Source organism: Clostridium carboxidivorans P7 (genome assembly GCF_001038625.1).
GTDB classification, from domain to species: Bacteria; Bacillota; Clostridia; order Clostridiales; family Clostridiaceae; genus Clostridium_AM; species Clostridium_AM carboxidivorans.
Genome location: NZ_CP011803.1, coordinates 1,477,776 through 1,503,525, shown reverse-complemented (window position 1 = coordinate 1,503,525; position 25,750 = coordinate 1,477,776). Strand labels below are relative to the sequence as shown.

General features: G+C 29.6%; 27 protein-coding genes. 9 read left to right on the top strand and 18 right to left on the bottom strand.

Annotated features, from left to right (window positions below; genetic code table 11):
- Positions 1–26 precede the first annotated feature (26 nt).
- Positions 27–794: a type I 3-dehydroquinate dehydratase gene (aroD, locus tag Ccar_RS06475; protein ID WP_007060899.1), complete on the bottom strand. Its 768-nt coding sequence runs from the start codon at positions 792–794 to the stop codon at positions 27–29.
- A gap of 303 nt (positions 795–1,097) precedes the next feature.
- Here aroD and Ccar_RS06470 point away from each other — a divergent pair, with 303 nt between their 5' ends.
- Positions 1,098–1,994, top strand: coding sequence for a LysR substrate-binding domain-containing protein (locus tag Ccar_RS06470; protein ID WP_007060900.1), 897 nt, complete (start codon positions 1,098–1,100; stop codon positions 1,992–1,994).
- Positions 1,995–2,094: 100 nt separating this feature from the next.
- Here the strand turns inward: Ccar_RS06470 and Ccar_RS06465 are convergent, their stop codons facing one another.
- Positions 2,095–4,101 (bottom strand): oxidoreductase, encoded by a 2,007-nt coding sequence (locus Ccar_RS06465; RefSeq protein WP_007060901.1) that lies wholly within the window; start codon positions 4,099–4,101, stop codon positions 2,095–2,097.
- 349 nt (positions 4,102–4,450) lie between these two features.
- On the opposite strand from Ccar_RS06465, the gene Ccar_RS06460 reads away from it, so the two are divergent.
- A complete protein-coding gene (locus Ccar_RS06460; protein ID WP_034826978.1) occupies positions 4,451–5,362 on the top strand; it encodes a LysR family transcriptional regulator in 912 nt (303 codons plus the stop codon).
- 196 nt (positions 5,363–5,558) lie between these two features.
- On the opposite strand, the gene Ccar_RS06455 is transcribed toward Ccar_RS06460, so the two are convergent.
- The 8 genes from Ccar_RS06455 to aroF are packed head-to-tail and all read right to left on the bottom strand — an operon-like array spanning position 5,559 to position 13,361.
- The gene (locus tag Ccar_RS06455; protein WP_007065162.1) at positions 5,559–6,053 is read right to left on the bottom strand and encodes a shikimate kinase; all 495 of its coding nucleotides are present in this window, start codon (positions 6,051–6,053) and stop codon (positions 5,559–5,561) included.
- A gap of 40 nt (positions 6,054–6,093) precedes the next feature.
- Positions 6,094–6,909, bottom strand: coding sequence for a shikimate dehydrogenase (gene aroE / locus Ccar_RS06450; RefSeq protein ID WP_007060904.1), 816 nt, complete (start codon positions 6,907–6,909; stop codon positions 6,094–6,096).
- A gap of 6 nt (positions 6,910–6,915) precedes the next feature.
- Positions 6,916–8,040: a chorismate mutase gene (locus Ccar_RS06445; protein WP_007060905.1), complete on the bottom strand. Its 1,125-nt coding sequence runs from the start codon at positions 8,038–8,040 to the stop codon at positions 6,916–6,918.
- A gap of 14 nt (positions 8,041–8,054) precedes the next feature.
- Positions 8,055–9,128, bottom strand: coding sequence for a chorismate synthase (aroC, locus tag Ccar_RS06440; protein WP_007060906.1), 1,074 nt, complete (start codon positions 9,126–9,128; stop codon positions 8,055–8,057).
- The gene (gene aroA / locus Ccar_RS06435; RefSeq protein ID WP_007060907.1) at positions 9,106–10,386 is read right to left on the bottom strand and encodes a 3-phosphoshikimate 1-carboxyvinyltransferase; all 1,281 of its coding nucleotides are present in this window, start codon (positions 10,384–10,386) and stop codon (positions 9,106–9,108) included. Before aroA ends, aroC begins: the two co-directional genes overlap by 23 nt.
- Before the next feature lie 20 nt (positions 10,387–10,406).
- Positions 10,407–11,468, bottom strand: coding sequence for a 3-dehydroquinate synthase (gene aroB / locus Ccar_RS06430; protein WP_007065161.1), 1,062 nt, complete (start codon positions 11,466–11,468; stop codon positions 10,407–10,409).
- Positions 11,469–11,471: 3 nt separating this feature from the next.
- The gene (locus Ccar_RS06425) at positions 11,472–12,329 is read right to left on the bottom strand and encodes a prephenate dehydrogenase (protein WP_007060910.1); all 858 of its coding nucleotides are present in this window, start codon (positions 12,327–12,329) and stop codon (positions 11,472–11,474) included.
- A gap of 18 nt (positions 12,330–12,347) precedes the next feature.
- Positions 12,348–13,361 (bottom strand): 3-deoxy-7-phosphoheptulonate synthase, encoded by a 1,014-nt coding sequence (gene aroF / locus Ccar_RS06420; protein ID WP_007060911.1) that lies wholly within the window; start codon positions 13,359–13,361, stop codon positions 12,348–12,350.
- Between the two features lie 779 nt (positions 13,362–14,140).
- Between aroF and Ccar_RS06415 the strand changes: the two genes are divergently transcribed.
- Together Ccar_RS06415 and Ccar_RS06410 are read left to right on the top strand one after the other, a co-directional pair.
- Positions 14,141–14,347 carry a hypothetical protein gene (locus Ccar_RS06415; protein ID WP_007060912.1) on the top strand — a complete coding sequence of 69 codons (207 nt, stop codon included), beginning with the start codon at positions 14,141–14,143 and terminating at the stop codon, positions 14,345–14,347.
- A 289-nt stretch (positions 14,348–14,636) separates the two neighbouring features.
- Entirely contained in the window at positions 14,637–15,218 is a 582-nt protein-coding gene (locus Ccar_RS06410) for a hypothetical protein (protein WP_007060913.1), read from the top strand.
- Positions 15,219–15,373: 155 nt separating this feature from the next.
- Here the strand turns inward: Ccar_RS06410 and Ccar_RS06405 are convergent, their stop codons facing one another.
- Genes Ccar_RS06405 through Ccar_RS06380 form a run of 6 tightly spaced genes read right to left on the bottom strand, consistent with a single transcriptional unit; the run spans position 15,374 to position 19,580 of the window.
- On the bottom strand, positions 15,374–15,817 hold the full coding sequence (locus tag Ccar_RS06405) for a hydrogenase maturation protease (RefSeq protein ID WP_237737377.1): 444 nt from the start codon (positions 15,815–15,817) through the stop codon (positions 15,374–15,376).
- A 4-nt stretch (positions 15,818–15,821) separates the two neighbouring features.
- Positions 15,822–16,475: a hydrogenase nickel incorporation protein HypB gene (gene hypB / locus Ccar_RS06400; RefSeq protein ID WP_007060915.1), complete on the bottom strand. Its 654-nt coding sequence runs from the start codon at positions 16,473–16,475 to the stop codon at positions 15,822–15,824.
- 3 nt (positions 16,476–16,478) lie between these two features.
- Positions 16,479–16,826, bottom strand: coding sequence for a hydrogenase maturation nickel metallochaperone HypA (gene hypA, locus Ccar_RS06395; RefSeq protein WP_007060916.1), 348 nt, complete (start codon positions 16,824–16,826; stop codon positions 16,479–16,481).
- Between the two features lie 38 nt (positions 16,827–16,864).
- Positions 16,865–18,265: a nickel-dependent hydrogenase large subunit gene (locus Ccar_RS06390; protein WP_007060917.1), complete on the bottom strand. Its 1,401-nt coding sequence runs from the start codon at positions 18,263–18,265 to the stop codon at positions 16,865–16,867.
- Between the two features lie 16 nt (positions 18,266–18,281).
- A complete protein-coding gene (locus tag Ccar_RS06385; RefSeq protein WP_237737379.1) occupies positions 18,282–19,106 on the bottom strand; it encodes a hydrogenase small subunit in 825 nt (274 codons plus the stop codon).
- Positions 19,107–19,157: 51 nt separating this feature from the next.
- On the bottom strand, positions 19,158–19,580 hold the full coding sequence (locus Ccar_RS06380; RefSeq protein ID WP_007060919.1) for a cytochrome b5 domain-containing protein: 423 nt from the start codon (positions 19,578–19,580) through the stop codon (positions 19,158–19,160).
- Positions 19,581–19,827: 247 nt separating this feature from the next.
- On the opposite strand from Ccar_RS06380, the gene Ccar_RS06375 reads away from it, so the two are divergent.
- The 3 genes from Ccar_RS06375 to hypE are packed head-to-tail and all read left to right on the top strand — an operon-like array spanning position 19,828 to position 22,137.
- On the top strand, positions 19,828–20,052 hold the full coding sequence (locus Ccar_RS06375) for a HypC/HybG/HupF family hydrogenase formation chaperone (RefSeq protein WP_007060920.1): 225 nt from the start codon (positions 19,828–19,830) through the stop codon (positions 20,050–20,052).
- Complete coding sequence (gene hypD, locus Ccar_RS06370; RefSeq protein ID WP_007060921.1) at positions 20,039–21,133, top strand: hydrogenase formation protein HypD; 1,095 nt, start codon at positions 20,039–20,041, stop codon at positions 21,131–21,133. The genes Ccar_RS06375 and hypD overlap by 14 nt, the downstream gene beginning before the upstream one ends.
- Positions 21,130–22,137: a hydrogenase expression/formation protein HypE gene (gene hypE, locus Ccar_RS06365; protein ID WP_007060922.1), complete on the top strand. Its 1,008-nt coding sequence runs from the start codon at positions 21,130–21,132 to the stop codon at positions 22,135–22,137. The genes hypD and hypE overlap by 4 nt, the downstream gene beginning before the upstream one ends.
- 114 nt (positions 22,138–22,251) lie before the next feature.
- On the opposite strand, the gene Ccar_RS27545 is transcribed toward hypE, so the two are convergent.
- Both Ccar_RS27545 and Ccar_RS06355 read right to left on the bottom strand, forming a co-directional pair.
- Positions 22,252–23,199, bottom strand: a complete 948-nt coding sequence (locus Ccar_RS27545; protein ID WP_007065157.1) for a glycoside hydrolase family 73 protein — start codon at positions 23,197–23,199, stop codon at positions 22,252–22,254.
- A gap of 95 nt (positions 23,200–23,294) precedes the next feature.
- Complete coding sequence (locus tag Ccar_RS06355; RefSeq protein WP_007060924.1) at positions 23,295–24,122, bottom strand: alpha/beta hydrolase; 828 nt, start codon at positions 24,120–24,122, stop codon at positions 23,295–23,297.
- A gap of 144 nt (positions 24,123–24,266) precedes the next feature.
- Between Ccar_RS06355 and Ccar_RS06350 the strand changes: the two genes are divergently transcribed.
- Positions 24,267–25,406, top strand: a complete 1,140-nt coding sequence (locus Ccar_RS06350; protein ID WP_007060925.1) for a glucosaminidase domain-containing protein — start codon at positions 24,267–24,269, stop codon at positions 25,404–25,406.
- A gap of 112 nt (positions 25,407–25,518) precedes the next feature.
- Complete coding sequence (locus Ccar_RS06345) at positions 25,519–25,728, top strand: DUF1294 domain-containing protein (protein WP_007060926.1); 210 nt, start codon at positions 25,519–25,521, stop codon at positions 25,726–25,728.
- Positions 25,729–25,750: the final 22 nt, after the last annotated feature.

Genomic DNA, 25,750 nt, shown 5'->3' with positions numbered 1-25,750 from the left:
TTTTAAATAGTTGTTTATTATAATAACTATTTGTTAGCACTAATAAGTGAAAGTATTTTGCACAATTCATTTGCTTCCAATTGTCCTGGAGCTGATGCAACTTTTGCTGATCCAAAAGTAAGTGCTGATCCAAAGGCTTCACCTGCTAAACGGCTTATAACTCCTAGTGGACCCATTGACATAGTTATAATTGGTGTTCTATCATGATCACGTACCATTTCATTTGTAGCTGTTAATAATTCAATTACATCTGTGCTGCTTAAAGGCATTACTGCTATCTTAGGAACATCTGCTCCTAATTCTTGCATTTTGCACAATCTTGCTATTATTTCATTTTTGCTAGGTGTCTTATCAAAATCATGATTAGACATAATTACTTTAACATCATGTTCATGTGCTGCTTTTACAATTCCTTTTACAGTTTCTTCAGCACCAACAAATAATTCCACATCAATCATATCTGCATTGCCTGTTGCTGCTATTGCCTTTTGCAATTCTACATAATATTCTAATGTGATTTCCTTTGCTCCACCTTCCTTAGAAGTTCTGAAAGTAACTAATAAAGTTGTATCTCCTAAGGCTTTTCTAACCTCAGCCAAAATTTCTTTTACTTTTTCAATTTTATATACATCTTCGTAAAAATCGATTCTCCATTCTGCAACATCCAGCTTAATTTCTTTTAAATAAGCTACATCTTTCATAATTTCTTCATTGTTGCGTCCCATAAATGGAACTGCTATTTTAGGAATTCCCTGACCTAATTTCATATTTCTTACTTGAACTATACTTTTCATTTTTTCCTTCCTTTCTTAACTTTTTAAATTATCAATTAAGATTAAGTAATCGTTATCTTAAAGAATCAAAAAATTTATTACTTATAGATTTTAACAGATAATGTTGTACAAAACACTACATAATAAAAGTTTTTCTACTATAATTGTATATTTTATAACAGTTTAGTTATTTTTTTAACATATCTTGACTTTATTATACTGCAATGTGTTTGATAATTCTAATACATATTTCTATGATTATTAATAGTTTTTATCTATCAATTATGGTATACTATATATTATTCTATTTAGGAGGACTAATTTATGAACTTAAGCCAATTGTATTATTTTAGAAAAATTGCTCAATTAGAGCACTTTAGACAAGCAGCTTTAGAGTTAAATGTATCTCAACCTAGTTTAAGTAAATCAATGCTAAATTTAGAATCAGAACTTGGTATTTGCCTATTTGATAAAGAAGGAAGGAATGTTCATTTAACTAAATATGGTAAAATATTTTTACAATATGTCGAAAACATATTAAACGAATTAGAAAATGCAAAAAATAAGATGAATCAATTAGCAAGCAGTGAACATGGCCATGTTGATATAGCATATATTTCTCCATTAGCACAATATTATATTCCTGATACAGTACGTAGTTTTTTAAATATAGAACAAAATAAAAATGTTACTTTCACATTTAAACAAGGTTTTTCTTATAAAATGTTAGAAGAACTAAAAAACGATAAATATGATTTAATTTTTTGTTCTCATATAGAAAATGAACCTGACATTATGTTTGTTCCCATTATTAAAAAGGATTTATTTGTAATTGTTCCTTTTGATCATCCACTTTCAAAATTTGACAGCATTGATTTGAATGTCATTGAACCCTATCCTTTAGTAGCATATGATAAAACTTCTGCTATGGGAAAAACTACTTTAAAATTATTGAAAAGTATTAATTTAAATCCAAAAATTATTTGTGAAGCTGCTGATGAATATGCTATTTCTTCACTAGTTGCTGCAAACTTTGGAGTAGCTATTATATCTGAAGCACCTGCTCTTGCACATGCTAAAGTAAAAAAAATAAACATCAGCAGCCCAAGATATTCTCAGATAATATATCTTGCATACAAAAAGAATAAGTATTTTCCTCCTGCTGTTATCAATTTTATTTCATACATAAAGGAAAAAAGTTCTGTAAGTGACTGCTTATAAAAATAGCCGATTAAGATGAACTCAAATCATCTTAATCGGCATTATTTTTACTCAATTTAATTATTACTTCAGTTTCATTAAGTAGTACAATAGTATCCTATTATTTAAATGCACCCATAACCTCTAAAGTTTTAACTACATTTCTACCTTCTTCAACACCAGATATTATTCTTCTTGCTCTTACACTATCACCAATGTTAAGAAGTTTTACATCCTTTTCTGAAGCATACTCTTCAACCATAGGGAATTCAGCATTTTCTGATCTCATTCCTAGGCATACAAAACCATAATCGAAGTTTATATCTACAACAGCTCCTTCAGGATTTTTCACTGTAAAGGAACTATCATTAACAGCCTGAAGTGCAGTATTTGCAAGCTGTTTAACATTATTTACTTTCATCATATGATATACATCAAGCTTTGTATTAGTATCTAAATCTTTTCCTATTACTGGCATCATTTCTATGACAGCAACATCTGCTCCTCTTTCAGCAAAGAATTCTACAACATCAAGTCCTACTGCGCCTCCACCTACTACTACGACTTTTTTATCTTTACAGTCTTTATCAAAATCTTTGATGTTATTAATAAAGCCAAATGTTGATTTAACCTTTGATCCAGCTTTATCTACACGATCCAATAATCCTGCTATTGGAGGAAGTAATGGTTTCGATCCTGTTGCATTTATTATAATATCTGGATTTAATTCATCTAATACTTCCTTTGAAGCTTTTGTGTTAAGTTTTACTTTAAGGTTAGGAAGTTCTTTCACTCTATTCTCTAAATATTCTACGAAATAGTGAATTCTTGCTTTTGCTGGAATCGTTCCTATCATCCAAGCTAATCCGCCTAATCTGTCCTTTTGTTCTAATAATGTTACATTACAACCTACTTCTGCAGCAGTACATGCAGCTTCGAGTCCTGCTGTACCTCCACCAATAACTACAACATTAACAGGTTTCTTTACTTGTTTTTCTTTATAAGCATCTTCAAATAAAAGATCTGGATTTATACTGCAGCGAATTGGTTGTGATTTTGCTAAACGGTGATCAGCACATCCTATATTACAAGATATACATCTTCTAAGAAGATGTTCCTGTCCATTAGCAACCTTGTTAGCCCAATATGGCTCTGCAATTAAACCACGACCCATAGCAAGAAGATCTGCATCTCCTTTAGCAATGATTTCCTCAGCAACCTTTGGAGAACGGATGTTTCCTGAAGTTATTACTGGTTTATTGAATTTTTCTTTGAAATCCTTAGCCATATAGCTTCTCCAGCCTTCTGCTAAACTCATTTTGTCATGTTGAAGATATAAAGTATCATTTTGCGCTATAGAAATATTTAAAAAATCTACTTTTTCCTGCATATATCCCATCAATTCTAGAGAATCTTCAAGAGTGTTACCTCCCTCAATCATATCATCGGCACTGATTCTTATAGAAATTGGAAATCTAGGACCTACTGCAGCTCTTACGCTGTCTATAACCATTACTGCAAATCTTGCTCTATTTTCGGCACTTCCACCAAATTCATCAGTTCTATCATTAAATAAAGGTGATAAGAACTGATTAAGTAAATAAGAGTGACCTGCATGAATTTCAACTGAATCAAATCCTGCTAATTGAGCTCTTGCAGCAGATTCTCCATATTTTTTTGCAATATCTTTCATTTCCTCTACAGTTAAAGGTCTAGGAATTGCTCCACCTGTTTTTGAAGGAATATTAGAAGCTGAAACTGCTTGTACACCACCTAATCTTGCAGCATAAGCAGATGCTCCAGCATGGTTAAGTTGAATTGATACTTTAGCTCCATAAGCATGAAGTCTTTCCACTAATGTATAAAGTCCAGGTACATATTGATTATCATCAATTCTACACTGTTTTGTTCCATTAGTTCCCATTGGAAAATCAACACAAGCATTTTCAACTATGATAAGTCCTGTGCCACCTTTTGCTCTTAATTCATAATATTTAATCATCTCTTCAGATACTTCTGCACTAACAGTAGCAAAATTACTACCTATTGGCGGCATAACAGTTCTATTTCTAAGTGTCATTCCATTTATAGTAATTGGTGACAAAAGATTTGGATATTTGCTTTTCATTTTTCTTCCTCCATTTTTATATTCTATTTTTATCTTTATAGTAGAATTTAGAAACAATATGAAAAATTTTTCTTTTACATATTGTATTTATATCGTGTTTGTACGGATAATTGGATTTTCACTACATTAAATACTTTTTTTAACAATACAACTAAACTTAAATGAATGTGTTTGTTAATTAACATTCATCTTGTGATTCATTATAGCAAAACCGTTATCATAAATCTAATTCATATTTTCCTTCAAAGCTATAGAATTTATTTATATATTCTATTATAATTAATACTATAAACGATAAAAAATTCTAAAAAAAGCAGTAAAATAACAATATTTTCAGAGGTGAGTTAAAATGAATTTAAAACAGCTTCAATACTTTCGTGTTTTAGCACAAACCGAGCATTACACAAGGGCAGCTGAAAAATTATACATAACACAGCCTAGTTTAAGTTATAGTATTTCAGAATTAGAGAGAGAATTTGGTACTCAGTTATTTGAAAAGGAGGGTAGAAATGTAAAGCTGACAAAGTACGGACGTTTTTTTCTTTCTTATGTAGAAAAAGCCCTTGATGAATTGGATTTGGGTAAAAATCTATTATTAAAAATGGTAAGCCCTACGGAAGGAAAAGTTGACCTAGCCTTTATTTACACTTTAGGTTCCAAATTTGTACCTAATATAGTTCAAAGCTTTTTAAATGAAACTAATTATAAAAATGTAGAATTTTCTTTTGCTCAAGGAAACACTCAATATTTAATCAATAACCTTAAGCAAGGAAAATTTGACCTGGTTTTTTGCTCTTTTGTTGAAAATGAACCAAATATCGATTTTATTCCTATAGCACAAGAAGAATTAGTTATCATTGTACCTAAAGATCATCCTCTTTCCAATTATAAAAGTGTAAGTTTAAACGAAACTGCACCTTATCCTTTTGTTTTCTTCAGTAATGAAAGTGGTTTGCGCCCACTCATAGATAAAATGTTTAAAGATTCAAATATCGTACCTAAAATTGCATGTGAGGCTGAAGAGGATAGTGCTATAGCTGGTTTTGTAGCTATTAACTATGGAATAGCAATTATTCCAAATATACCATCTTTAAAAAATTTTGATGTGAAAATAATTAAAATTAAGCAGCCAAATTACAAAAGATTTATTTATGCAGCTACTGTTAAAGATCGTTATAATACTCTTGCTACAGATTCTTTTCGTTCATTTGCAATTAAATATGGTAAAAAAAATTATTTAGATGTAAATAAGTGCATATAAGATCTTTTTAATTTTTATATGCGCTTTACAATCTATAGAATTGTTCTATTGATTATACATAAAAAAACTATTAGATATTTTAAAAGATGCAATATATAATTATAGACATATGAAATAAATAACAAGTTGAGAATGTATTTAAGTATTTACTAGTTATTTTCTTCATATGCCTAAATCTTGTGAAACTATGATTTTTTTATTTGGCTAATTCAAGTATTTTTTCAATTACATCTTCAATTTTACCATTATTTTCAACTTGAAAATCCGAATACTTTTTGTAGAGTTCATATCTTTCATCTAAAAGTTCATATAATTTTCCTACTCCATCTTTTAAAAGAGGTCTGCTTAATACATTTATATCCTGTGCAATATTTTCTACAGGTCTATCTATAAAAATTACAATTCCATTTTTCTTAAGGTTTTCTATATTTGAAAAATTTTTGATTACTCCACCACCAGTGGATATTATAGCTGATTTTTTTGTGCTTACTTCACAAACAGCTTCTTTTTCTAATTTTCTAAAGTAATCTTCTCCATTTTTGAATATATCTGGTATAGTTTTTCCTTCTCTATCTTCTATATAATCATCCATATCAATAAAATCCGTTCTCAATTTTTCATATAAAATTTTTCCTATAGTTGTTTTTCCGCTGCCTGGCATGCCTATCAATACTATATTTTTACTTATCATATTTATAACACCTTTCATTCTTCATATTTTATTTGAAAATTTAGCAATTATATTTTTTTATAACTTCATAAATATGCTTTTTAATTTCCTGACCAATTTCCATCCTCTGCCAAATTTCTTGAGATGCTATAGCTTGGGCTACTAACATATAAAGCCCATTTACAGTTTTTACTCCAATTTCTCTAGCTTCTCTTAAGAACATAGTTTCCATAGGATTATATATTAAATCCACTGCTGAACTAAATTTACTTAATATACTTTTATCCACTGAACAACTTTCTACTTTAGGATACATTCCACAAGGAGTGCAATTTATAATTATATCCTTACAGTTAAGCTTATTCATATCTTCATAAGATATAACTTTAAAATCTTTAAGCTTATCTTTAGTATTTTCAGGAATTCTACTCACAAAAATGATATCATTTATGCCATTATCCAATAAATAGTGAAATACTGCCTTTGAAGCCCCACCGGTACCTAGTATAACAGCTTCTTTATTATGAACCTCTATTTTTTCTTTTTTAAGTGACTCACCAAAGCCATAATAATCCGTATTATATCCTACAAGTTTATTTTCTTTAAAATCTATAGTGTTAATGGCTCCTATTTTTGATGCTTCCAGAGATACATCATCTAAGTATTGCATAATGTTCACTTTGTGAGGTATAGTCACATTTATTCCCTTAGCTCCAAGGGCTTTTAATCCAATTACAGCTTTTTTTAAATCCTCATTGTTTACTTCAAACAAATTATAAAAACCATCTAAATTTAAACTTTCTAATATTAAACTGTGTATTTTAGGAGAAATGCTGTGTCCCAAAGTTTTCCCAATTAGTCCATATAAATTTCCCATCTATATTTAACTCACCTCACCTTTGTAGTTTCCCAAAAACTTATAATATAAACTTTCTTCTTCTATACTCCTTAAAGCGCTTTTCGTATTTTCATTTAATATATTTCCTTGAAAATCTATATAGAAAAAGTATTGCCACGATTTACCTACAATTGGTCTTGACTCTATTTTCATCATATTTAAATTGTTATCTGAAAAATGCTTTAAAATTTTATATAAAGCTCCTACCTTATGAGATATTGATAAAATAACACTTATCTTATCAGAACTAATATCACTTTCTTCTTTTCTTCCTATAATTATAAACCTGGTATAATTGTTGCTATTATAATTTATATTTTCCTTCAAAATTTTTAGTCCATAAAATTCTGCTGCTTTTTTACTTGCCACACAAGCTTTATTTTTCAAATTTTCCTTGCTTACATACTCTGCGCTTTTAGCAGTATTAAAATATGGAATTAATCTCCAATCACTATGGTCATCAAAAAATTCTTTACACTGCAAAAAACCTTGTGTATGTGAGTAAACTTCATTTATATCACAAATTTCAGCATCTTCAGTTCCCATTAAATTATGGTCTACCTTTACACATTTTTCACCAACTATATAAAATCCATATTCCCTCATAAGATCGTAAACTTCAGAAATACCACCTGTTGATGAATTTTCAATAGGCAAAACACCATATTTTATATCACCTTTTTGTACTGCTTCAAAAATATCTTTAAAACTCTTAAAATGATCTGACTTTACATTGTTACCAAAATACTCATTTACCGCTTGGTGACTAAATGAGGCAGGAACCCCTTGAAATCCTACTTTAAATTCACTATCTTCATCTACTTCACAATTACAGGATGCCTTAGAGAGAATTTCCTTTTGGGATTCTCTGCTTATACTCATTAAATCTTGAAGAAACTCTTTTAAATAGTTTTGTAAAGTTTTATCTTCAACGTTCTTCAAATGCTTGTTTATAATTTGATTTTCTCTACTACTATCCAATACTTCCATGTGGTTTTCTATTTTATAATGAGCTACATTAGAAACTACTGACATTCTCTTTTTAAAAAGTTTTACTAATTCTTCATCTATTTCATTAATTTGCTCTCTTAAATAGTTTAAATCTTCCATGTTTATCACTTTCCTTAATCTATAAATTGAATTATTGCTATTGCAGCTGCAGCTTCCACCACTGGAAGTGCTCTAGGTATAATACAAGGATCATGTCTTCCTTTTATCTCTATTTTAGCATTTTCTTTCTTTTCTATATCCACTGTATCTTGAATTCTTGCAATGGATGGTGTTGGTTTTACAGCTGTTCTAAATACTAAAGGCATTCCATTTGTAATTCCACCTAAAATTCCTCCATTATTATTGCTGTAGGTTTTTATTTTTTCATTTTCAACATAAAATCCATCATTGGCTTCTGAACCCTTCATTTTTGATATATTAAAGCCTTCACCAAATTCTACTCCTTTTACTCCTGGAATAGAAAATAACAAATGTGATAAAACACTTTCTACAGAGTCAAAGAAAGGTTCTCCAAGACCTACTGGTAAATTATTTACTGCTGTCTCTATAACTCCACCTAAAGAATCCATTTCTTCCTTAGCTCTTACTATGCTGTTTTTCATATTAATACCTATTTCTTCAGTTAAAACAGGAAATTTACTTTCATTTAAACTTTTTAAGATTTCATTTTCTATTTCAGTCATATTAAAGCTTACATCTTCTATTTTAGCTATACTTTTTATATGACTTCCAATAAATATACCTTTTTTCTCTAATATTTGTTTGCAGATAGCACCTGCAAATACTAAGGGAGCAGTTATCCTTCCTGAAAAATGCCCTCCTCCTCTATAATCATTAAAACCTTGATATTTAACATGTCCTGTTAAATCTCCATGGGAAGGTCTCATTAAATTCTTAGTTTTTTCATAATCCTTGGAATGTTGATTTTTATTATAAATAATAGCACACAAAGGTGTTCCTGTAGTTCTTCCATTAAAATATCCACTTAATATTTCAAAATTATCTTCTTCTTTTCTAGGAGTAGAAAGTTCACTTCCTCCTGGAGCCCTTCTTTTCATTTCTTTATTTATATAATCTAAATCTAATTCTATACCTGGCTTTATACCATCAATATTTATTCCTATAGCTTTTCCATGGGACTCTCCAAAAATAGAAAGCTTTACTTTACTGCCCCAAACTCCACTCATCTATATTACCTCCTAAAGTTCTGAAATGCTGCCAAAAATCAGGGTATGATTTTTTAACACAAGATGCATCTTTTATTATAACAGGTTCCGTGCACTTTATGGAAGCTACTGCTAGTGCCATAGCTATACGATGATCGTTCCAGCTTTGAACCTCTCCACCTTTAAGACTTTCTTTTCCTCTTATTATAAGTCCATCTTCTTTTTCCTCTATGTCTGCTCCAAGTCTATTAAGTTCTGTACTTATTGCACTTAATCTATCAGATTCTTTAATTCTAAGTCTAGCTGCATTAACTATTTCTGTAGTGCCTTCACTTAATGCTGCCAGTGATGTCAATACAGGTACAAGATCCGGACACTGAGAAGCATCTATAATTGTTCCCTTTGTTTTAGAAGGTATAGCTTTTACTTTATTTCCTTCTATAGAAATTTTGCCATTCATACTTTCTATTATATTAAGGATAGCTTTATCTCCTTGAAGAGAATTTATATCCAATCCTTCACATACTATATCATTTCCAAGTAATCCTGCTGCAAGCCAAAAGGCTGCTTGAGAATAATCTCCTTCTACTTCACAATCTGATGATTTATAGTTTTGATTTCCTCTTATAATAAATTCCTTATATTCTCTATTTTCTATTTGTACACCATAGTTTTTAAGCATATCCATAGTTAAATCTACATAAGGTTTTGATTCTAATTCTGTAGTAATTATTATTTTTGAATCTCCATCCAATAGTGGAAGAGCAAACATCAATCCACTAATAAATTGAGAACTTACATCTCCTCTAATTTTATATTCACCTGATTTTAATTTACCTTTTATAGTTAATGGAAGTTTTCCACCTGCATTGTCATATTTAAGTTTTTGTTCATCAAATATATTGTAATAACATTTTAAAGGTCTTTCTACAAGCTTTCCTTTTCCTTTAAAAGTAAGTTTTTCTCCTGTTGTTGCTCCTATAGGTATTAAAAATCTAAGTGTTGATCCAGATTCGGAACAATCCATACTAGAATTTACAGGTTTCAACTTTTCTAATCCCCTAACTTGAAGAGAATCTTTTTCTTTCTTAATTCTTACTCCTAAGTTCTTCATTGCTTCACAAGTAGCTTCTACATCTTCTGAAAAGACTACATTAGAAATATTGCTAATTCCATTTGAAAGACCTGCACAAATTACTGCTCTATGACAAGCACTTTTTGAAGTTGGAACTTGCACCTTTCCACTGAGTTTACTTGGATTAATCATTACATATTTCATAAAATTTAGCCCCCTATTTTTTAAATATAATTTTCTATTTCTCTAATGGACACTTTTTTAATAAAACCTTCACCTATTTTATTTAGAAGAATTAAATTAATATTTTCCCCACTACTCTTCTTATCCAACTTTATTGTGTGAAGTATTTTTTCCTTGTCCATTTCTATTCTTTTGTATGGTAATCCATACTTCATAAGTATTTTTTCTATAAAATTATGAGTGCCAATTTTAGTAATGTTAAGTTCTTCACTTCTTCTAGTTATTTCAGCCATGCCTATAGCAACAGCTTCACCATGAGTATATTTGCTGTAATTAAAATATTCTTCTACAGCATGACCTAAAGTATGACCGAAATTTAAAATCATTCTTTCACCTAAATCCTTCTCATCACTCTCCACTACTTTCTTTTTTATATTGCAGCATGTGTATATTATTTTTTCTATATTATCTAAAAGTTCTTCATCATCTTCATAACTCATAAGTTCTCTAAATATACTTTCATCTCTTATGCATCCGTATTTTATTACTTCTGCTAATCCATCATGCAAAAATCTTTTATCCAAAGTTTTAAGTAATTCTGGATCTATGAAAACAGCTTTAGGTTGATAAAAGCTTCCTACTAAATTTTTTCCCCAAGGTAAATCCACGGCAACCTTACCACCTACACTGCTATCTACTTGAGCTAAAAGTGATGTAGGTATTTGTATATATGGTACTCCTCTTAAGTATGTAGAAGCAGCAAAGCCACCTAAATCACCAACAACACCACCACCAAAGGTTAATATTAAATCTCCTCTTGTAAGATTAAAATTAGTAAAATCCTCATACAATTTTTTTAGTGTATCTATAGATTTACTTCTTTCTCCTGGTTCTATGGAAATAATCTTTGTTTTAAAATTTTTATCCTGTATAGTTTTATTTAAAGCTTTTACATATAATTTTTCTAAATTTTTATCCGTTATTATAACAATTTTTTTATTTTCATGGTTTTCTTTCAAATAAATTGCTATCTTTTCAAAAATATTTTTTTCAATATAAATTTTATAACCATTGTCTTTAAGCTTTACTTCAATTATTTTCATAATCTATACCATCTTCTTTCTCCTGGCAGTAGCATTTTTAAATATATGTTTTAAAGTATTTTCATCCTCTGACATTATAGCATTTTTTATTTTTTCTATAGATTTTTGAAATCTTTCTATCTCAGTAATTAAATTATCTGAATTAAGGAAGAATAACTCTGACCACAAGGTAGAATTTATAACTGCAACACGAGTAGCATCTTTAAAGCTTCCTCCAGTAAAAGTTTCTATATTATTTTCTACTAAATCTGAATCCATAAGTGATACTGCTATAACATGTGGAAGCTGACTTGTAAATGATATTATCTTATCATGTTCTTTAGGTGATATACTTATTACTTTCTTACATCCTATAGCTCTAGCCATTTTTTCTATTAGCATTATATTTTCCTTACGATTTCTTTCTGTAGGAGTAATTATATAATTAGCATTATTAAAAATATCATCAGAAGCAACCTTAATACCTTTTGACTCTTTGCCTGCCATTGGATGCCCTCCAACAAAGTCCAGTTCATCAGGCAAAAAGGAATTTATAATATCTATTAATCCTTCTTTTATTCCACAAGTATCAGTTATTACAGCCCCTTTTTTAAAATTACCTATATTGTTTTTCATAAAATTTACAATTTCTTCAGGATAAGTGGCCATAATAACTAAATCTGCTTTTCTTAATGCTTCTTTTCCATCTGTGAATCCTTGATCTATTATTCCCCTATTTACAGCTTCTTTCAATGAGTTTTCATCTACATCTATACCACATATACTTAAAGGATTTAATTTTCTTAATGCCATAGCATACGATCCACCTATAAGACCTAATCCAACGATAAATATATTAAAGTCAAAACCACACTCATCCAATGTAATCCCCTCCAAACCTTAAATTGCCTTTTTCTCTATTTTAGCTATTTGTGATAGTTCCTCCATAAGTTCTTTAAATCTTTCTGGTTTTATAGATTGTTGTCCATCACACCTAGCATTAGCTGGATCATTGTGTACTTCAATGATAAGTCCGTCTGCTCCTACTGCTAGAGCTGCTTTTGCTAAAGGTTCTACCATCCACCACATTCCTGCTGAATGGCTTGGATCAACTATGATAGGTAAGTGGCTTAATCTTTTTATTGCTGGTATAGCGCTTAAATCTAAGGTGTTTCTTGTATATGTTTCAAAAGTTCTTATGCCTCTTTCACATAATATTACATTTTCATTTCCACCAGCCATTATATACTCAGCAGACATGATTAATTCCTCAATAGTTGCGGATAAGCCTCTTTTTAAAAGAATTGGTTTTCTTGTTTTTCCGAGTTGTTTTAATAAATCAAAGTTTTGCATATTTCTTGCACCCACTTGAATAACATCTACATCTTCAACAAATGTATCTATCATATCAGGAGACATTATTTCTGTTACTATAGGAAGTCCTGTTTCTTTTCTTGCAAGCTTAAGAAGTTCTAATCCTTCTTGCTTAAGTCCTTGAAAGCTGTATGGTGAAGTTCTAGGTTTGAAAGCTCCTCCTCTTAAAAAGCCAGCTCCACTTTCCTTTACAGTTTTTGCAATTTCTAAAATCTGTTCTTCACTTTCTACGGAACAAGGTCCTGCCATAATAGCTATCTTATCTCCACCTATTACTTGATCATTAACTTTTATTTCTGTATTACTTGGATGAAATAATCTATTTGCTAATTTAAAAGGTTGTTGTACCTTAGTAACTCTTTCTACACATTCATTGGCTTGAATTTTATCAGGATCAAGCTTTGTAGTATCTCCAATAATTCCTAATATGCATTGATTTTCTCCTTGTATTAAGTTCACCCTGCAGCCCTCCATCTCTATTCTCTCTTTTATTCTTGCTATTTCCTCTCTTGTTGCATCGCATCTCATAATTACTACCATAAAATAAACCTCCTTAAAATTTTAAAAATATTATTTTGTATATTACTTTTTATATATTAAATAATTTATTTGCCGGCTTAAAATTATTTTTATAAATTTTGGATTAAATTGTTATTTTTTCATAAAATATATGGTATTATTGAGTACTTTACCTCATTATGGATAAAAAAAAGTAAGGCTCTAATGAGCCTTACTAAATAAATTAAATGTATAGTGCTATACACATAGCATTTCTTTACACCAATTAAATTTCCATCTATTAAACTCATTGAAAACAGGAATATATAATTTTTTGCAGAAAAAGTAACCAGCGCTAAAATAGAGATAGCCCCAGCTAAAGTAAAAATAAAATTTTCCGCTTATTCCCTTTCCAATGATATTTTTCATGATTTTTCCCTCCAAAACAATTTTTATTGATTTATGTTAAAATTAACTTGATATTAGTTGTAATTATAACATATATTTTTATGATGTCAATAAACAATTTTACTTTTTTTAAATATTATGATTTTTCATAGATATTTAATTCAATACTTTATAGGCTATTCACTAAAACATAAAAACTACTATACCAAAGTAAAAACCAGCTTTTATACACAATGTTAACTATTTTTTTGTACATGCTGCAATTTGCTTTAAATTGAGAAGTTTTAACAAGAATTGAACTTTGTACTTTCTTCATTATATAGTATAATATACCTCATAACACATATTGAATTACTCTTTTATGTGAATAATTAAAAAAATTTATAAATATATGAATTTGGAGGTTTATTTTTATGATAATCTTAACAATACTTTTATCTGCTGTAGTATTTATACTCTTAGGTTCAGTACTTGCTGCAGTAGCCCTACCTATATTTGCTTTTATTTTTGCCATAGGTATAGTAATTTCGATTTTTGCATTAATATTTAAAATAATTTTTGCTGGACCTTTGTTTATATTAATGATAATTATAGCATTATTTTATTTTTTCAGAAGATAAAATAGCACCATAAGAAATAAGACTCTGCATTTCATTTGCAAAGTCTTATTTTTTTTAAAAAGTTGTAACTTTTTTTTACTTTTTTAATACTATATATAGTGAAGATAGATTTTACGGAGGTATGTACATGTACTATCAAAATGATAGCGAGAATATTAACACTGATATTGACGTTAATGTTGATGAGAGCCGCGGTCATCACCATCGTCGCAGAGATTGTTGTTGCTGCATGCCATTTTTCCCTTGGATGAATAGTTGTTCTCCTTGGATGGGCGGTGGATTCCCTTGGATGGGTGGCGGATTCTCTGGAATGCCATTCCAAGGTACTGCACCATTCCAAGGTGCTGCAATGCCATTCCCAGGTGCTCAGGCAAATGCAAATGCAAATGCAAATTGTTCTTGTGGAATGGGAATGCGCGGTGAAGATGAGGATATTGATGTCGACATTGATGATGAACAGACCCGTCATCGTCGCAGACGCAATTGCTGCTGTATGCCATTTTTCCCTTGGATGAATAGCTGTTGCTCTCCTTGGATGAATAGTTGTTCTCCTTGGATGGGCGGTGGATTCCCTTGGATGGGTGGCGGATTCCCTGGAATGCCATTCCAAGGTGCTGCAATGCCATTCCCAGGTGCTCAGGCAAATGCAAATGCAAATGCAAATTGTTCTTGTGGAATGGGAATGCGCAGCGAAGACGACGATATTGACGTTGATATTGATGTTGATGAGGATAGAGTTTACCCTTATCACCCTTATCACCAATATCATCATAAGTATCCATATTACCCTTATTATCCATATTACCCATATTATCCTCACTACCCTTATCATCATAAAAAATACCATCATAGAGAAGATTTACCTTGGTAAAGCAAAGATAAATTTATCAAAATTTCTAATAGGGCACTTGAAACTTATTCAAGTGCCTTATTATATAATTTTTTGAATTTTTGTATTCAGTATTTATAATTATCCAATGTATTTAATTCATTTTTTTATAATAACTTATTCTTAACTGCATAAATTTAATTTTTATTGTTTATCATAAACTTCAATATTTTACTGCATACATCTTTAAATTTCACCTGTAAGTCATTACTCAATCCTATATTCATATCTATTCTTCCTACTTCTATTCCTACAAAATAACCTTTTACTTCTATTCCATATATATCAATTAAATCCATTAACCCTAAAGAATGTACAGCACAATGCTTTCTTATTTTTTTTACATCTTTAATTTTCTTAAACGTCAAAGTGCCAGGAATCTTACCAGAAAAATAGGAATCCACAATGTAAAATTCATCAACATTATTTAACTTGGAAAAGCAAAAATCCACATCTGTTTCTCCAATTATGACTTCTATACCATTATATTCTAAATCATTTTTTATATTTTGAAGCACAAAGATAGCTGCCCCATCATCCATCATAAGTTTATTACCTATGCCTATTACTTTTTTTTTCATATTATTATTTTTCATTGGCTTTTTGTAAAATCCAATTGCATAATTCATCTATCCCTTTATTGTTAGTACAAGAAGTCTCAAAAATTTTAATTTTAGAATTTACTGTATTGATATCCTTATAAAATTCCTCACTACTAAAATCGGTAAAAGGTATTAAATCTATTTTATTTAAAATCAATGCTTCACTTTTTTCAAACATAAGTGGATATTTTAAGGGTTTATCATTTCCTTCTGTTACACTGAGTACACATACTTTCATATCTTCTCCTACTTCAAATTCTGCAGGACACACTAGATTTCCTACATTTTCTATAATAATCATATCTAAATTTCTCAAATCTAAATTAAGTGCTGCATTTCTTATCATATCTGCATCCAAATGACAAGCTCCTGAAGTATTTATTTGTACAACTGGAACTCCTTTAGCTTCTATTCTGTCTGCATCCTTAGTAGTATATATATCACCTTCTATTACTGCTATCTTTAAATGCTTTTTAATGCTGCAAATTAATTTTTCAAGTATAGAAGTTTTACCTGAACCTGGAGCACTCATTAAATTTATTACAAATATATCTTCATCATCAAAAATCTTTTTATTTTCTAAAGCAATTTCTTCGTTATTATGAAGCATGTTTACAATAACTTTAATTTCACTCATATTTCACTCTCCTTCTATGGAATATAAATATAATTCATATCCACTTACAATCTTTGCAGGAAACCCTGCACAAATGGGACAAAGTTTATTAAAATGATCTATATCATAATTTATATCACAATTTTTACAATAAGCCCTTGCTTTTATTTTATCTATACAAAGTTCTGCATCCTTTAGCATAGAGTAATTTTTAAGTTCATTAAACGCAAACCTTAAAGCCTCATCCATTACCCCTGACAACTCACCAATCTTTAGTGTAACTTTTCTTATAGTCTTAAAATTACATTCTTCAGCCTTTTTAAGTACAATATCTATAGTGCTTTCCATTATAGATATCTCATGCAATCTCATCACCTTCCTAAAAATATACATCATATTTTTAAATTGCCTTATACAATTTCAATATTATAGTCTTTACAACAATCTATAGTCACATGAGTTGCACAAGATATACAAGGATCAAAGGAACGAATTATTCTTCCTATTTCCACAGGACTTTTTACATTTTCAATTTCAGTGCCTATTAGTGATTCTTCAATAGCTCCATGCTGTAACATACTATCTTTAGGTGAAAGATTCCATACTGTTGGCGTGATTATATCATAATTTTTTATAACTCCATTTTCTATTTTTATCCAATGTCCAAGTGCTCCTCTTACTGCATCATAAAGTCCTTTTCCTTCTGCACTTTCAGGAATTATATATTGATTTTGAACTGCATTTGTTGGGGTTATTAAATCCAAAAGCTTAAGCATTTTTTCTGATAATAACTTTCCTTCCAGTACCCTAGCAATTAATCTGTCCATAGTTGATATGCTGTATTTATAGTTATCAGATAAAATCATGCGAGCTAAGGGACCTACCTGTACAACTTCACCTTTATATCTAGGTGCTTTTACAAAGGTATAAGCTCCAGGTTTCTTAATATCTAATTCTGAAGGTTTTTCAGAGGGCACTGTGTTGGATTTTGTATTCTTATACCAGGAATATTCTACACCTTCTTTTATAGCATCTACATCCAAGCCACTTTTTTTATCATCAATGTATACAGAAGGATAAACATAAACTAATTCCTTTTCAGGCAAATCATTAAATAAACCAAATGTCAAAAGATTCTTTGTTCCTGCTCCCATTTTAAAATATTCTGGATAATATGCTGATATAATGTTTATATCCTCAACCATATCCGAACATATAAATTCATAAATTTGCTCCAGCAAATATTTAAGTCTTATTATTTTAGAAGCATCCAAATTTGCAGTAGTTCCTCCTACAAATACACCATGACTATGAGGAGCTTTTCCTCCAATAATAGCTACCATTTCATGAGCAAAGCGACTATATTCTAATGCTTTTAAATAGTCCTCGCTAATTTTTCGTGTTAACTTATCTGGAAGTCTAAAATCATAATCTATACTTCCTGGGACCTCCTTTATCTTAACATAATCAGGAAATACAAAAAGGCAAATCTGCCTTATGATATTTTGAATAAAGTCAGCTCCATGAGCAAAATCTCTTACCCTTACTCCATTTTCATCCGGTTTTACCTTTAAAGCATCTTCAAGAGCTAAGCTTGCCACTACTCCATGTGCAGTTGAACATATGCCGCATATCCTTTCAGTAAAATATATCGCATCTAAAGGAGGTCTTCCTTCTAACATACTTTCAAAACCTCTAAACAATACTCCACTGCTTTTAACATTTACTATTTTATTTTTTTCAATTTCAACTTCTATACTTAAAGGTCCACTAATTCTAGTTATTGGTTCTATAGTTATCCTTGTAGCCATAACAGCTTTTCCCCCCTTAATACCTTACAAAAGGCTCTGTACCATCTGGAAAATATTCATTAGCACAACCTATACAAGGAGTATTATTTTCTACAGGCCAATTCATTCTTGAATTCCACTTTCCTAAAGGACAATAAGCTTTTGTTATAGGACCTCTACATCCAAGCTTAAACATGCATTCATGCTCTCCAAGTTTTTTTGCAAATATATTATTATCAAAATATGAACGTCTTTGACAATCAGTATGATTGGTTTCTCTATAAAACATTAAAGGTCTACCTTTAGCATCCACATCCACATCACCATATAAAATTAAACTGGCAATAGTGCCTATAACCCATAAAGGATTTGCTGGACATCCAGGAACATTTATAATCTTCCTATTTAAAAATTCACTTAAACTCATACAACCAGTAGGATTTGGTCTTGCAGCAGATATTCCGCCAAAGGAAGCACAAGTTCCTATAGCTATTATTTTTTTTGTCTTTGCTGCTGCTAAACTAACTCCTTCTGCTGCAGATACTTGTTTTCCCTTATAATATGCCATTAATGTATAAAATCCATTATCTTTCTCTGTAATAGCTCCTTCTACTCCAAGTATAAAATCTGTATCCAATGTTTCTAGAAAATTTTCATAAGCTTTTTCTCCATCAGGCTGCATTAAACTATTGCTGTATTTTAAATTTACCATTTGATTAAGAAAATACTTAAAATCTGGTTTATCTGCATTGAGAAAAGAAATTATATTTCCCTCACATCCAGTACATTCAAGCCAAATAAAATTAGGTTTCTTAATTAATCCTCTATTGATTTTATCTATAGCTTCATATACAAGTTTCATTAAAGGCAAAATTTATACCTCCTATGCATTTCTCTGATAAAATTAAAACATTCACTTAATTCTTCCTATAACTGGAAGACTTTTTAATATTTCAACTTTATTGCCATGACAACTCTTAAACTCCTTTGAAAGATCCCTACCTGCATACAATCCAAAATGAGTTCCTCCTCCCCAAACACTGATAAGACTTAAATCATAAACTATACCATCTACTGCTGCATAAGCAGGTTTTCCCATGGAACCATCATATTTAGCTAATTCTTCAATAGTAATTTCCTTTGATGATTGAGCCATCATTTCCCTTTCCATATCTTTATCCATATTTATATTATCTAAAATTTCTGTTACCTTATAGGCTATTGTATTTATCAAACGTATTTTTTCATAAGGACATATAGAAGCATTAATCATTTTTTTATAATGATTTATTTCTTGAAGCATATTCTTAAGTTCTTGAGAAGTTCGTTCGTTCATAAATTTCCCCCTCTTATAATCTTCAATGTAAATATATTTTAAAACCTTAAATTTATTACTGAAAATTCACCCCAGATTACTAGTAATTATTTTTCAAACATAAGGTATCTTCAAAAAATAAAAAATTATTATGCTTTTTAGATGGTATAAAGTTTTTTAAATTTAAATAAGTATAAAGTAAACTGTGAAGTTTTAAATTTAATCTGTATATTATCAAATATTAAATAATACAATTTGGAGGTTATATATGTGTTTAGCTGTACCAGGTAAACTTATAAACCGTAAAGAAAATAGAGGAACAGTAGAAATAGGTGCACTGCAGCGTGAAATATTTATTCACTTAGTACCTGATGTAAAGGTTGGTGAATATGTACTTGTACATGCTGGCTGCGCCATTGAAATTATAAATGAAAAAGAAGCTTTTAAAACCTTGCAAATACTCAAGGAGATAGGTGAACATGAAATTTGTTGACGAATTTAGAAATGGTTATTACTCTAAAAAAATTATAAAATCCATTGAAAATATGACAGATAGAAAAATAAACATCATGGAAGTGTGTGGTACTCATACTATGTCTATATTTAAATATGGATTGAATGATGTATTACCTTCAAATATAAAACTAATATCTGGACCTGGTTGTCCTGTTTGCGTCACTCCTGAAAATTATATTGATGCTGCAATAAAGCTCTCTCATATTGAAAATGTTATTATAGCTACCTTTGGAGATATGATGAAAGTTCCTGGAAAAACCTCTTCATTAATGGAAAGGAAATCAGAAGGCAGCGACATAAGAATTGTTTATTCTCCTATGGATGCTTTAATACTAGCTAAAAAAAATCCTTTTAAAAATATAATTTTCTTATCTGTAGGTTTTGAAACTACAACTCCTATGACAGCTGTAACGGCTATTGAAGCTAAAAATAATAATATAAAAAATTTATTTTTTCTAACTTCTCATAAATTAGTTATTCCTGTACTTAAAAATTTACTAGAAGATAAGGAAATTAATATAGATGCATTTCTCCTTCCAGGTCATGTAAGTGCCATTATTGGAGAAAAACCATATAGTTTTTTATGTGATAACTATAAAATATCTGGAGTTATAACTGGCTTTGAAGCTGCAGATATGCTTATAAGTATAAAAATAATCTTACAATTGATTCATAATAACACCCCTAAAATAATTAATGGCTATAAAAGAGTTGTAAAATATGATGGAAACATAAATGCTTTAAAATACATAGAAAAAGTTTTTAAAGTAGTAGACAGCAATTGGCGTGGATTTGGAGTCATTGCTAAAAGTGGCTATGAGTTAAATGAAAACTATGAAATGTTTGATGCCATGAAGCATTTTAAAATTGAATTGCCTAATTGTACTAAAATTAGCAAATGTAAATGCAGTGATATATTAAAAGGAAAAATCACCCCTATTCAATGTGAGCTTTTTCAAAAAATATGTACCCCCGAAAATCCCGTAGGTCCATGTATGGTATCTTCTGAAGGTACTTGTGCAGCTTATTATAAATATCATAATTGGAGGTTAAGATGAAAAATAAGATTTCACTGATTCATGGAGATGGTGGAAAAGCAACTAACAATTTAATAAATAATTTATTTTTAAAATATTTTAACAATACTGTATTAAATGAATTAAATGATTCTGCCTTGCTTAATATAAACAATAAAAAAATTGCATACACCACTGATTCTTTTGTAATAAGTCCTATATTCTTCAATGGAGGAGATATAGGCAAGCTATCTATATGTGGTACAGTAAATGATCTAGCTGTAAGTGGAGCTAAACCTATGTATCTAAGCAGTTCCTTTATAATTGAAGAAGGTTTTTCCATAGAAAATTTAGAAATAATAGTAAAATCCATGGCTGAAACCTGCAAAAAAGCTAATGTACAAATTGTTGCTGGTGATACAAAAGTAGTTCCTAAAGGAGGAGCAGATGGTATTTTTATTAATACTTCAGGCATAGGCTTTATTTATGATAATGTAAATATAAAAGCTTCAAATGCTGAAATTGGGGACATAATTATTGTTAATGGCACTTTAGGTGACCATGGTATAGAAATTATGTGTGAGAGAAATAATTTAAAATTCTACGGTAATTTATCAAGTGACTGTGCTCCTTTAAATTTTCTAGTTGGTGAAATGTTAGACATATGTCCTTACATACATGTAATTAGAGATGCTACACGAGGAGGCCTTGCTGCAGTACTAAATGAAATTGCAGAAGCTAGCAATATATCTATTGAACTAGAAGAAAATTTCATTCCTATAAAGGAAGAAGTAAACGATGCTTGTGAAATACTTGGAGTTGATCCTCTGTATCTTGCCAATGAAGGAAAACTTTGTTGTTTTGTACCTGAAAAATATGCTTATGCAGTTTTATGTAAAATGAAGCAGCACCCTTTAGGAATCAATGCATCTATTATAGGTAAAGTAGTAGCTGAAGACTCCGCAAAAGTATATATGAATACTTTTATAGGAGGAAAAAAGATTATAGACATGCCATCTGGATATGCTCTTCCAAGAATATGTTGAAATTTATATAGGCACTTGAAATTCAAGTGCCTATTTTGCTGCCACCTTATGTATCCCTGCTGTGGCACTAAATACTTTTGTATTTTTAATTATAGACAACTTTGCACTATTTAATCACTTAGATAATGCTTGACTCTTTTCTAATTGAATCTTATTGTCTATAAGTTGAAGATTGTTCTCCTTTATTATTTTTATCACTAAATCTGCATAAATTTCGTTACCCTTTTTATCTTGTACAGTACTATATCCAGCTTTTTCTATAGCTTCTGCTTGATCTTTATAATTTAAAGCCGATAAAACACCTTTATCCTTGTATCTTTTATTTTTATAAAGGAAATCACCATAATCCCTAAGTGACTCACTTTTACTAGCATAAACTCTAAAGGAATCCTTTATAATTTTATTATAGTACTCGGAAGTTTTCATAATTATGCTTTTTCCCTTCCAACTGCTGTCAGCTTTTATACCAAATAAATTATTAGATTTTGAAGTAAGTTCTGACTTTCCCCAACCTGACTCCAATATTGCTTGTGATATGGTTACAGAAGGTAAAATACCATATTTATTATATATGTCAATTGCTTCTGGAGTTAACTCATCTATAAATTTTTTATAAGAAGGATCATCCTTTAATTTGCTATTTAACGCTACAGAATCTAAATCTTTTAAATATCTATATACCTTTTCCTTTTCACCCTTTTTTAAAGATAACTTGTCCAAAACTTCATCTAAACTTAAAAGTTTATACTTACTATTTCCAACATTATGAACTGATGTATTCTTTACTAAAAACATACTTGCAAGTTTCGTTATATTTTCTTCACTCGCCTTTGAAAAGTCATTTTTATACCTAACACCATCAATAGCAGCAAGTTGTTTCCAATTTACTTGAAGTTTATCTTTACTTACATTATCTGTAGTATCAATATAAAGAGTCATATTAATATTTTTTGTATTTATATGATCATGTTTATATATATAATATTTTGCTATACCAAAAATACCACAAAATAAAACTATCACAACAATTATTTTAACTAAATTATTTATTTTTTTTCCCATTAAGCTTCTCCTGTCTTTAAATTTAAACCCATATTAGTATACTACATAATGAGAATACTTTGTACCAGTTAAATTAAATTATTTACAAAAATTCTTTAAATTCTCTCTTCAATCCACTTATGTATATCCTCTATAACATCATCTTTTTCCTCTTTTTCACTTAGTATCTCATGATAACATTTTGGATATATCTTAATAGATTTATCATCAGAGTGTATATTACTAAACATCCATTTAGAAGCTTCATTTTTAACTATTCTATCCATTTCTCCATGAAGTATAAGGCATGGATACTCGTAGTTTTTAACATTTTCACTAATCCATTTAGAACCTTTTATAAATGCTTCTCCTAAAAGTTTTATGTTAGTTTCTTTAAGTACAAGAGGATCATTATCATAATCTTTAACTACATTCTCATCCCTACAAATAAATTTAGCTAAAGCATTAGGTGATTTTTCTCTTGGATGTTTTTCAAAATAATTATCCTTTTTTAAGTCTTTAAAAGCATGAGGTTCTGTAATTGCAGCCCCTGATAATATTTGACCCTTTAATTTATTTTTATATTTCATTCCATAACCTGCTGTAATAAAGCCTCCCATACTGTGCCCAAACATAAATACAGGCAGTCCTTTATTTTCTTCTAAAGCCATATCTACTACTTTATCTGCATCCTTAAAAAAATCCTGAAAACTTTCTACATAGCCTCTTTCTCCTCCAGATTTTCCATGACCTCTATTATCAAATCTATAAACTGTATAACCAAAATCATTTAACTTTTTTGTAAAATAATTATATCTTTCTAAATGCTCACAAAGGCCATGCACTATTACAACTACTGCCTTTGCAGAATCTACTATATCCTTACTATAAAATAGTTTGATACCATCAAATGTATTAAATTCACCTTGTAAATTATTTAGCATACATCCCACCTCCGTAATAAATTATTCTACAAAAGTTTTCACTTTCCTTTAAAATATTATATAATAGTGCTAATATAAAGTTTTTTTTTAAAACTACGATAAAACTATAATACGATATAATATTTTTTACAGGTTGTGAAAACTATGGATAAATTTACAGATGAATTAAAAGCAAAAAAAGTTATAAATAGAGATGATATTCAGACTTTTAAAAATTATATTGATAAAAAGTATGCTAAAAATCAAACTAAAGAAAGAGCTAGTATGCTTTCAAACACTATTCATCATATACTATACACAAAATTGGAAGGAATACCAGATGAATATAAATCTTCTATAAAAGTAAATATACTAAAAAATACCTTTGCCAAAAATAAGACCTCAATTACTATGTATGATGTTTTCAATTGTTGTTTGATGGAAAATGAACTAAAAACTAATTGTACAAGCCTATTAACAAATTGGCTTAACTTAAATATAGACAACCCAATTACAGATGAAGATTTGAAATCATACTTAGGTCTTAAAGAAGAAGTTAAAGATAAATTAAAAGTTAAAAACACTGATGATAGCAAGCCTATGGTTAATGTACCTGACAATACCATTACTGTTGAAAATAACACTTCTACTTACAAATTTTCAAATACTTCTTTAAAATATTTGAAAAAATTGAAATTTAATAGTAGAGTTATTATTACTTTTAGCGGTATAATATTCCTTATTATGTTTTATCCTATAAGTAAAGTTGCTTATAGCATGAGCTCTAAAAGTAATTTTAAATTTTACTCTTTCAAGGAAAAAAGTATTTCTCAAGGTTTACTACAAAATACTAGTAGTAAATTTTCAAATGCTCATCTTCCTGATTACATGAAATATAAAGATATAGATGAAGTAAAATTAAAAAAGTTTTTAACTCTACATAAATCTTTACTTGTAAAGGAGCCTTATTTTTCTACTATTATGTCCGTTGCAAAAGAATTTAATTTAAATCCTCTAGTACTCTTTGCAATAACTGGACAAGAACAAAGCTTTGTACCTGAAGATACAAAGTTTGCTTCTAAAATTGCCAATAACCCTTTTAACGTTTTTCACAGCTGGCAGGAGTATAATACAGATATAAAAGATACTTCAAAAATAGCTGCAAGAACTGTTATCAATTTATCTAAAGATATGCCTAAAGATTCAGATCCATTTTTATGGGTTGGCAAAAGCTATGCTGAAGATAAAAATTGGGGTAAAGGTGTAGAAGCTATATTTAAAGATTTGAGTGAAAAATGCAAGTAATTACGAACAGGAGGATTCCAAAAGGAATTATACTTTTAAAAGTATATAAATATGAGCCATGAAATTTTTTTTATGTTATATCTTAGTTATAAACTTATATGGAATATTTTTGATGCATTCTGATAAAAGTAAATCTCAAAAAGGCAAATGGAGAATACCTGAAAAAACTCTCTTCATCACAGCACTTCTTCTTGGAAGCCCTGGCATACTCATAGGTATGTATTTATTCAGACATAAAACTAAGCATAAAAGATTTACAATTGGAATACCATTAATACTTATTGTTCAAGTATTTATATTTGCTAAATACTTTAGTTTTTAGTTAAAGTGCATTGTAAATTTGA

Bases quoted from the DNA above. Each gene is read 5' to 3' on its own strand.
- hypA (WP_007060916.1), bottom strand. From the start codon at position 16,826: ATGAGATTGCATGAGATATCTATAATGGAAAGCACTATAGATATTGTA.
- Ccar_RS06345 (WP_007060926.1), top strand. From the start codon at position 25,519: ATGCATTCTGATAAAAGTAAATCTCAAAAAGGCAAATGGAGAATACCT.
- hypD (WP_007060921.1), top strand. From the start codon at position 20,039: ATGAAATTTGTTGACGAATTTAGAAATGGTTATTACTCTAAAAAAATT.
- aroE (WP_007060904.1), bottom strand. From the start codon at position 6,909: ATGGGAAATTTATATGGACTAATTGGGAAAACTTTGGGACACAGCATT.
- hypB (WP_007060915.1), bottom strand. From the start codon at position 16,475: ATGAGTGAAATTAAAGTTATTGTAAACATGCTTCATAATAACGAAGAA.
- aroB (WP_007065161.1), bottom strand. From the start codon at position 11,468: ATGAAAATAATTGAAGTAAAGCTTAAAGACAATGGTTATAAAATTTAT.
- aroF (WP_007060911.1), bottom strand. From the start codon at position 13,361: ATGGTAGTAATTATGAGATGCGATGCAACAAGAGAGGAAATAGCAAGA.
- Ccar_RS06470 (WP_007060900.1), top strand. From the start codon at position 1,098: ATGAACTTAAGCCAATTGTATTATTTTAGAAAAATTGCTCAATTAGAG.
- Ccar_RS06350 (WP_007060925.1), top strand. From the start codon at position 24,267: ATGGATAAATTTACAGATGAATTAAAAGCAAAAAAAGTTATAAATAGA.
- Ccar_RS06415 (WP_007060912.1), top strand. From the start codon at position 14,141: ATGATAATCTTAACAATACTTTTATCTGCTGTAGTATTTATACTCTTA.
- aroC (WP_007060906.1), bottom strand. From the start codon at position 9,128: ATGAGTGGAGTTTGGGGCAGTAAAGTAAAGCTTTCTATTTTTGGAGAG.
- aroD (WP_007060899.1), bottom strand. From the start codon at position 794: ATGAAAAGTATAGTTCAAGTAAGAAATATGAAATTAGGTCAGGGAATT.
- Ccar_RS06380 (WP_007060919.1), bottom strand. From the start codon at position 19,580: ATGAACGAACGAACTTCTCAAGAACTTAAGAATATGCTTCAAGAAATA.
- hypE (WP_007060922.1), top strand. From the start codon at position 21,130: ATGAAAAATAAGATTTCACTGATTCATGGAGATGGTGGAAAAGCAACT.
- Ccar_RS06390 (WP_007060917.1), bottom strand. From the start codon at position 18,265: ATGGCTACAAGGATAACTATAGAACCAATAACTAGAATTAGTGGACCT.
- Ccar_RS06410 (WP_007060913.1), top strand. From the start codon at position 14,637: ATGGGTGGCGGATTCTCTGGAATGCCATTCCAAGGTACTGCACCATTC.
- Ccar_RS27545 (WP_007065157.1), bottom strand. From the start codon at position 23,199: ATGGGAAAAAAAATAAATAATTTAGTTAAAATAATTGTTGTGATAGTT.
- Ccar_RS06385 (WP_237737379.1), bottom strand. From the start codon at position 19,106: ATGAAACTTGTATATGAAGCTATAGATAAAATCAATAGAGGATTAATT.
- Ccar_RS06465 (WP_007060901.1), bottom strand. From the start codon at position 4,101: ATGAAAAGCAAATATCCAAATCTTTTGTCACCAATTACTATAAATGGA.
- Ccar_RS06460 (WP_034826978.1), top strand. From the start codon at position 4,451: ATGAATTTAAAACAGCTTCAATACTTTCGTGTTTTAGCACAAACCGAG.
- Ccar_RS06355 (WP_007060924.1), bottom strand. From the start codon at position 24,122: ATGCTAAATAATTTACAAGGTGAATTTAATACATTTGATGGTATCAAA.
- Ccar_RS06445 (WP_007060905.1), bottom strand. From the start codon at position 8,040: ATGGAAGATTTAAACTATTTAAGAGAGCAAATTAATGAAATAGATGAA.
- Ccar_RS06375 (WP_007060920.1), top strand. From the start codon at position 19,828: ATGTGTTTAGCTGTACCAGGTAAACTTATAAACCGTAAAGAAAATAGA.
- Ccar_RS06455 (WP_007065162.1), bottom strand. From the start codon at position 6,053: ATGATAAGTAAAAATATAGTATTGATAGGCATGCCAGGCAGCGGAAAA.
- aroA (WP_007060907.1), bottom strand. From the start codon at position 10,386: ATGAAATATGTAATGATTAATCCAAGTAAACTCAGTGGAAAGGTGCAA.
- Ccar_RS06405 (WP_237737377.1), bottom strand. From the start codon at position 15,817: ATGAAAAAAAAAGTAATAGGCATAGGTAATAAACTTATGATGGATGAT.